Raw genomic sequence first — 3,337 nt, 5'->3', positions numbered from 1 at the left:
CCCACCGGGCCGGCGATCTGTGCGATCAGATCGGACTGCCGGTCGGCCGCCGAGCGGAACGCACGCAGGTGGCGCGGCTCCACGCCGTATTCGCCGAGAGCCGACGCGCACTGCGCGATCGTCACGGCGTGCTCGTCGAAGAAGCCGCCGGGGCCGGTGGTGATGATGCCGGCCCGGCACAGCGCGATGATCAGTGCCTCGTCCACACCCGAGCGTGTCAGCAGATCCTCGCGGCTCAATCGCACCTGCGTCGGCGCGCCGGGGCCGTCGGCTTTGCGGCTGCCGCTGACCGGGACCAGCCGCGGTGCCGGGTAGGCCGACAGTTGTTCGGGCAGATCGCCGTCGGGCTGGGCGTCGAGCTGGGCCTTGATGACTTTCAGCGGCAGGTACTGATCGCGCTGGGCGGTCAGGATGAACCGCAGCCGCGCGCAGTCGTAGGCGGTGAAACGTCGATACCCCGAGGGGCTGCGATCCGGGGTGACCAGGCCCTCGGCCTCCAGGAACCGGATTTTGGAGATGGTGACGTCCGGGAAATCCGGCCGAAGCAGATCCAGCACCGCGCCGATCGACATGCCGGCCGGTACGGGACTTCCGGGCGCGGTCACTGTCTGCCGGCACCGCCTTCGTCGCCGCCGGACTTCGGACCGGTCAGGAAGACGAGCCGGAACTTGCCGATCTGCACCTCGTCGCCGTTGGCGAGCGTGGCGGCGTCCATCGGCTCCCGGTTGACGTAAGTACCGTTGAGGCTGCCGACGTCGACCACCTGGAACTCGCTACCGTCCGAACGGAACTCCGCGTGCCGGCGGCTGACCGTCACGTCGTCGAGGAAGATGTCCGAGTCGGGGTGCCGGCCCGCTGAGGTGGTGGGCTGGTCGAGCAGGAAGCGCGACCCCGCGTTCGGCCCGCGCTTGACCACCAGCAGGGCCGAGCCCACCGGCAGGCCCTCGACTCCGGAGACCGCGGCCTCGGGCGCCGGGCTGGCCGGGGCATCAAGGTCGTTGAGGAAATCCGCCCGGAAGACGGAGGTCGTCTCGACCGTCAGCTCATCCGAGCTGTCGTCCGCGCCCGGTCGCCAGTCCTTACCCGTCACCCGCTACTCCTCCTGGCTGCAATTACCGCTTGTCTCGACCGTACCGGTCCGTGTTTCATGGTGTACCCCCGCCGTCCATTTCTCAGCACGGCATCGCCAGTCAGCACGGCATCGCCAGTCCGCGCCAGTCCGCGCCAGTCCGCGTCAGTCCGCGTCAGTCCGCGTCAGTCCGCGTCAGTCCGCCACGCTCTGGTAGGCCGCCGGATCGAGCAGGCCGGACAGACCGTCGTCCAGCGCCGCGGCGTCAGCGCGCAGTTCCAGCAACCAGCCCTCGCCGTACGGATCGGAGTTGATCAGTTGCGGGGTGGCTTCGAGATCCGCGTTCACCGCGACCACCGTCGCGGTCAGCGGCGCGTACAGGTCGGAGACCGACTTGGTCGACTCGACCTCGCCGAACGCCTCACCGGCGGTCACGGCGGCGCCGACCTCGGGCAGCTGGACGTACACGACGTCACCCAGGGCGGACTGCGCGAAGTCGGTGATGCCGACGCGGACGGTGTCGTCGCCGGTGCGGCGAACCCACTCGTGCTCGGCGGTGTAGCGCAGGTCGGCGGGGATCTGGCTCACGGTGCTCCTCGGGTGTGTGTCGGTTGAGCGTGATGTCAAGGACAGCCTCAAGCTGGCCGTCGAGTCGGCAAAGATTATCGCAACGTCACACGACGGCGTCACGATCCAGCTTCGGCATCTGGCGCCGCACCATGCCGACCTGGATGAGATAAAGGACCGCCGACCACAGGTACATGCCGGTGCCCCAGATGACGAACCCCCAGCCGAAGGCGCCGATCACCTGACTCCAGTCGGAGTCCCAGTGTCCCAACAGGATCGCCGGGAACCCCACCATCAGCGCGAAGGTCGCGGCCTTGCCGATGTAGGTGACCGGCAGCGCGGTCACGCCCCGGCTGCGCAGCAGCGGAAGGGTGGCGGCCAGCACCGCGTCCCGGGACAGCAGCAGGGCCAGGAGCCACCACGGCACCACGCCGGCGAGCGCGAGAACGAGCGGGACCGCCAGCATGTAGACCCGGTCGACCAGCGGATCGAGCAGTTCCCCGAGCCGCGAGGACTGATTGGGCACCAGGCGGGCGATCTTGCCGTCGGCCCAGTCCGAAGCACCGCTGAACATCAGGATGGCCACCGCGGGTCCGTAGTCGTGACGAGCCAGCAGGAGATAGGCGAACACCGGAAGCAGGATCAGCCGGATGACGCTGAGCACGTTGGGGATGGTCAGCACCCGGCCTTGGAGCATGGCGCTCAACCTAGCGGAACACCCCAGGGAGACTCAGCGCTGACATGGTGTCGTCGCGCATCGGGTTGTCGTGGACCATGTAGGTCCACGTCGAGGTCGGGCGGGCCAGTTTGGACAGGTCCAGGCCCGGCTCGTCCTCCAGCACGTTGGCCGTCTCGAAGGTCTGCTGCGAGGCCTCGATGGCGTCGGCCGCCAGATGGGCGAACGCGTCGACGGCCAGCCGGTGGAACTCGTCGAGCGGGTTCTGCCGGCCCAGCGCCCGAAGGTGGATGCTCTCCCGGATGTCCGACAGGTAGGCCAGGTGATCGGCCCAGCCCCGGTCCAGGTGATAGAGCATGATGTTGCGGCAAATCCGTTCCAGGTCGTCTTCTGAAACGTGTTGTGCCAGTTCGTCATAGCGCTCGGGAGTCAGCTCGCGCAGTTCCTCGCGGGCGGTCGGCGTGGTGAGCAGGACGTTGCGGCGCTCGACCAGGATGGCGCGCTGCTGAGCGATCAGCTGGTTGTATCGCCAGGTGTTGGCGTGCACGTCGAGCAGCCGGCCCTCGGCCACCCGCTGGGCGTGATCGAGTAGCGCGGTGGCCTTCGGGCTGGTGATCCGGCCGTTCTCGTCGCACTCGGTGGGCAGCTTGGAACCGCCTTCCAGGTGGGAGACGACGACGTCGTCCTCCCAGCTGGAGAAGAACACCGACGAGCCCGGGTCGCCTTGGCGTCCGGAGCGGCCGCGCAGCTGGTTGTCCAGCCGCTCGGTGTTGTGCCGCCCCGTCCCGATCACATGCAGGCCGCCGAGCTCGGCGACCGTGCGCTTGGCGTCGGAGTCGTCGTCGGCGTCCGAACCGCCCAGCCGGATGTCGGTGCCGCGGCCGGCCATCTGGGTCGACACGGTCACCGCCCCGAGCGTGCCGGCCTCGGCGATGACGCGGGCCTCCTGCTCGTCGTTCTTGGCGTTGAGCACCACCGCCGGCACGCCGCGGCGCAGCAGCCGCCGGTGCAGGTCTTCGGACTCG

The 3,337-nt window shown here is 68.9% G+C and carries 5 protein-coding genes; all 5 read right to left on the bottom strand.

The annotated features are described in order from the left end of the window. Positions 1-605 (bottom strand): transcriptional regulator FtsR (gene ftsR, locus ADBZ6I_RS16745; RefSeq protein ID WP_526385835.1); only part of this gene is annotated, 605 nt, incomplete at its 3' end. Next, on the bottom strand, positions 602-1,090 hold the full coding sequence (gene garA / locus ADBZ6I_RS16740; protein ID WP_526385833.1) for a glycogen accumulation regulator GarA: 489 nt from the start codon (positions 1,088-1,090) through the stop codon (positions 602-604). The genes garA and ftsR, both read right to left, overlap by 4 nt. A 174-nt stretch (positions 1,091-1,264) precedes the next feature. After that, complete coding sequence (gcvH, locus tag ADBZ6I_RS16735) at positions 1,265-1,657, bottom strand: glycine cleavage system protein GcvH (protein ID WP_526385831.1); 393 nt, start codon at positions 1,655-1,657, stop codon at positions 1,265-1,267. 85 nt (positions 1,658-1,742) lie between these two features. Next, the gene (locus ADBZ6I_RS16730) at positions 1,743-2,333 is read right to left on the bottom strand and encodes a CDP-alcohol phosphatidyltransferase family protein (protein ID WP_526385829.1); all 591 of its coding nucleotides are present in this window, start codon (positions 2,331-2,333) and stop codon (positions 1,743-1,745) included. A 10-nt stretch (positions 2,334-2,343) separates the two neighbouring features. Next, the coding region (locus ADBZ6I_RS16725; protein WP_526385827.1) for a preprotein translocase subunit SecA at positions 2,344-3,337 on the bottom strand (994 nt) is incomplete at its 5' end.

The organism is Mycobacterium sp. (assembly GCF_044342925.1).
Taxonomy (GTDB): domain Bacteria; phylum Actinomycetota; class Actinomycetes; order Mycobacteriales; family Mycobacteriaceae; genus Mycobacterium.
Note: the sequence above shows the minus strand (reverse complement) of the source record. Positions and strands in the feature narration are given on the sequence as shown.

Bases quoted from the DNA above. Each gene is read 5' to 3' on its own strand.
- ADBZ6I_RS16730 (WP_526385829.1), bottom strand. From the start codon at position 2,333: ATGCTCCAAGGCCGGGTGCTGACCATCCCCAACGTGCTCAGCGTCATC.